At 69.7% G+C, this 3,434-nt stretch carries 3 protein-coding genes; 1 reads left to right on the plus strand and 2 read right to left on the minus strand.

What is annotated here, in order from left to right:
• On the minus strand, positions 1-740 hold a 740-nt coding region (locus tag J0695_RS34040), incomplete at its 3' end, for a GAF domain-containing protein (protein ID WP_307798858.1).
• A 213-nt stretch (positions 741-953) separates the two neighbouring features.
• Positions 954-2,594 (minus strand): acyl-CoA dehydrogenase family protein, encoded by a 1,641-nt coding sequence (locus tag J0695_RS34045; RefSeq protein ID WP_206968631.1) that lies wholly within the window; start codon positions 2,592-2,594, stop codon positions 954-956.
• A gap of 17 nt (positions 2,595-2,611) precedes the next feature.
• Between J0695_RS34045 and J0695_RS34050 the strand changes: the two genes are divergently transcribed.
• A partial coding sequence (locus J0695_RS34050) for a YihY/virulence factor BrkB family protein (protein WP_206968632.1) occupies positions 2,612-3,434 on the plus strand: 823 nt, incomplete at its 3' end.

Genomic DNA, 3,434 nt, shown 5'->3' on the forward strand with positions numbered 1-3,434 from the left:
ACGACCAGAGCCCGGCCGCCCACCTGGCAGAGGACGGGGGCGGCCACCGCCCGCAGCCGCTCGATGGAGACGAGATGGCGGTTGCGGAGCTCGGACACGGCCAGCTGGGCCACCGAGTCGACCAGGCCGAGGGTGGCGGGGTGGAAGGTGGAGTCGGGCCCGCTGATGTCGATGATGCCGAGCAGCCGGCCGTCGCGCGGATCGTGGACGGGGGCGGCCGCACACGTCCAGTTGTGGAGCGTACGGACGAAGTGCTCGGCGGAGTGGACCTGCACGGGCCGGGCGGCGGCCAGGGCCGTGCCGATCGCATTGGTCCCCGTGGTGCCCTCGCTCCAGGCGGCGCCCTCCTCCAGACAGATGCCGTTCGCCCGGCGGATCACCGCCTGGTTCCCGTCGCGCCACAGCACCCGGCCCTCCTCGTCCGTCACCACCATGACCTGCATGGAGGCGTCCACGATCGAGACCAGCCCCCGGCTGAGCGAGGGCATCAGCTCGCCGAGCAGGGTGGCCCTGCGCCGGTGCTCCAGCTCACCGCTCTCCAGGAGCACGCTGCTGGTGGACTGGTCGGGGCTCAGCCCGATGCGCATCATCCGCTGCCAGGAGGCGTCGATGACCGGGCGCGGCGCGCCTCGGGAGGGCTCCCCGGAGAAGGCGGCCTCATGCAGACCGTGCAGCGCACGTGACGTTTCGGCGTTGTGCTGCGCGTTGAGACGGGCGAGGTCGAGCGGTCGCGTCTTCACTGTGGGACTCCCGGTAAAGCAAAGGTTGTGCACCGGCTGTGAGGCCGTCATTCCACATGGTGCATCGTCCGGGGCCCCGGTGTCCGGTACTCCGAACATCCGATGCAACCTCTCGCAACCCTCGCGGTGAGGCGTGCGGTTGTACGAAAGTGGCAGTACCAGCCGGGGGTGGTGCCGTGTCGGCGCAGCACCCACCCCGGCTGTTTTACTTGTTCACCCGGTGACGTCGGCCCGGGCCCTGTCCACGATCCGCCCCAGGTCCAGCGTGTGCGGCAGCGTCCCGAAGGCCGCACCCCAGTCCCCGCCGAGCCGTGAGGCGCAGAACGCGTCCGCGACCTCCGGCGGCGCCCAGCGCACGAGCAGCGAACCCTGGAGCACCAGCGCCATGCGCTCCACCAGCCGCCGTGCCCGCGCCTCGATGCCGTCCAGATCGGCCAGTTCGGTCAGCAGGTTCTTGATCGCCCCGTCCAGCCGGTGGTCGGCGCCGCGCGCCTTGCCGACCTCCTGGAGGAACGCGTTCAGCGCCTGCGGCTCGCGCTGCAGCGCCCGCAGCACATCAAGGGCCTGTACGTTCCCCGAGCCCTCCCAGATCGAGTTGAGCGGCGCCTCGCGCAGCAGCCGGGGCATGCCCGACTCCTCGACGTAGCCGTTGCCGCCGAGGCACTCCAGGGCCTCGGCCGCAACAGGAGTGCACCGCTTGGTGGTCCAGTACTTCGCCGCCGGCACCGCGAGCCGCAGAAAGGCCCGCTCCTCCTCCGTGTCGCTGTCGTACGCAGAGGCGAGCCGCAGCGCGAGCGTCGTCGCGGCCTCCGACTCCAGGGCCAGATCCGCCAGCACGTTGCGCATCAGCGGCTTGTCGATCAGCTTCCCGCCGAAGGCCGAGCGGTGGGCGGCGTGATGCGTCGCCTGGGCGACGGCCTGGCGCATCAGCGCGGCGGCCCCGACCGCGCAGTCGAGCCGGGTGGCGGCGACCATCTCGATGATGGTCCGCACCCCGCGGCCCTCCTCGCCCACCCGCCGCGCCCACGTCCCGTCGAACTCGACCTCGCTCGACGCATTGGACCGGTTGCCCAGCTTGTCCTTGAGCCGCTGGATCGCGAAGACGTTCCGGGTCCCGTCGGGGAGCACCCGCGGCACCAGGAAACAGGTCAGCCCCCCGGGAGCCTGCGCCAGGACCAGGAACCCGTCGCACATCGGCGCCGAGCAGAACCACTTGTGCCCGGTGAGTACGTACTCACCCTCCGCGTCCAGCGGTACGGCGCTCGTCGTATTGGCCCGTACGTCGCTCCCGCCCTGCTTCTCCGTCATGCCCATCCCGAACAGGGCGCCGGGCTTCAGCGCCGCGGGCCGCAGCTCCTGTTCGTACAGATGAGACGTCAGCCGGGGCTCCCACTCCGCGGCCAGCACCGGATCGGTCCGCAGGGCGGGCACCGCGGCATGAGTCATCGACAGCGGACAGCCGTGCCCCGCCTCCACCTGCGTCCACACCAGGAATCCGGCGGCGCGCCGCACATGTCCCGCGGGCTGCCCCCAGGCATCCGTCAGACCGGACGAAACGGCCTTTCCGAGCAATCGGTGCCAGGCCGGATGGAATTCGACCTCGTCGATCCGATGGCCGTACCGGTCGTGCGTCCGGAGTTTCGGAGGATTCTCATTGGCCTGGAACCCCCACTCCTGGGCCTGTGCGGATCCCGCCGTACGGCCGAGTGCGGCCAGTCCCTCCCTTACCCCGTCCAGGAGTTCGGGAGCGGTGTGCCGGTCGACGGCCTCGGTCAGGGCACGGTCCGAACTGAAGACGTCGTACCCCACCAGGGGCGGAGGCTGATTGGTCACGGTGTGGGTGGTGGCTTCCATGCCGCTACGGTAAGGAGGTGCAGGCAGCAAAGGAAACAGGTGAGCGGCATCCAGGCAGCCGTCTCCACCGGGCGCGAGTTCTCTACAACAACGTGTCTAAGCGCAAGACGGCCTGGCTCCTTCTCAAGGACATCGTCAACTCGTGCATGGAGTACCGCATCCTCGGGCTCGCGGCGGAGGCGGCGTTCTTCACGCTGCTCTCGCTGCCGCCGCTGCTGCTGTCACTGATCGCACTGCTCGGTTACGTGGACGGCTGGACCAGCTCGCACACCGTCGCCAGCATCGAGGAGAACATCCTCCGGGCCGCGAGCACCGTCCTCTCCGACCGCGGTGTCCATGACTTCGCGAAGCCGCTCCTGGAGAACGTCACCCACGGCAAACGCCCCGATCTCGTCTCGATCAGCTTCGCCTTCGCGCTCTGGTCGGGGTCGCGCGCGGTCAATGTCTTCATCGACACGATCACGGTGATGTACGGGCTCGACGGCCGGCGCGGCATCGTGATGACCCGCCTGCTCTCCATCCTGCTGTACGTCATCGCCCTGCTGATCGGGGCGGTGGTGCTGCCGCTTGCCGTGGTGGGACCGGACCGGGTCGTGGAGGTCCTGCCCTTCGGCACCGAGCTCATCGCCGTCCTGTACTGGCCGATCATGCTCGTGCTCTCCATCGCGTTCCTGACCACGCTCTACCACGTGTCCGTGCCGGTGCGCTCCCCGTGGATCGAGGATGTGCCGGGGGCACTCGTGGCGCTGGGTATGTGGCTCCTGGGCAGCCTTCTGCTGCGCGTCTACCTCACGAGCCAGGTCGAGGGCCCGACGATCTACGGCTCCCTGGCCGCGCCCA

It is taken from the genome of Streptomyces beijiangensis, assembly GCF_017315755.1.
Classification (GTDB): domain Bacteria; phylum Actinomycetota; class Actinomycetes; order Streptomycetales; family Streptomycetaceae; genus Streptomyces; species Streptomyces beijiangensis.

What these genes read in the sequence shown, in the direction of transcription:
- J0695_RS34045 (WP_206968631.1), bottom strand. Translation starts at nt 2,594, where the DNA reads ATGGAAGCCACCACCCACACCGTGACCAATCAGCCTCCGCCCCTGGTG.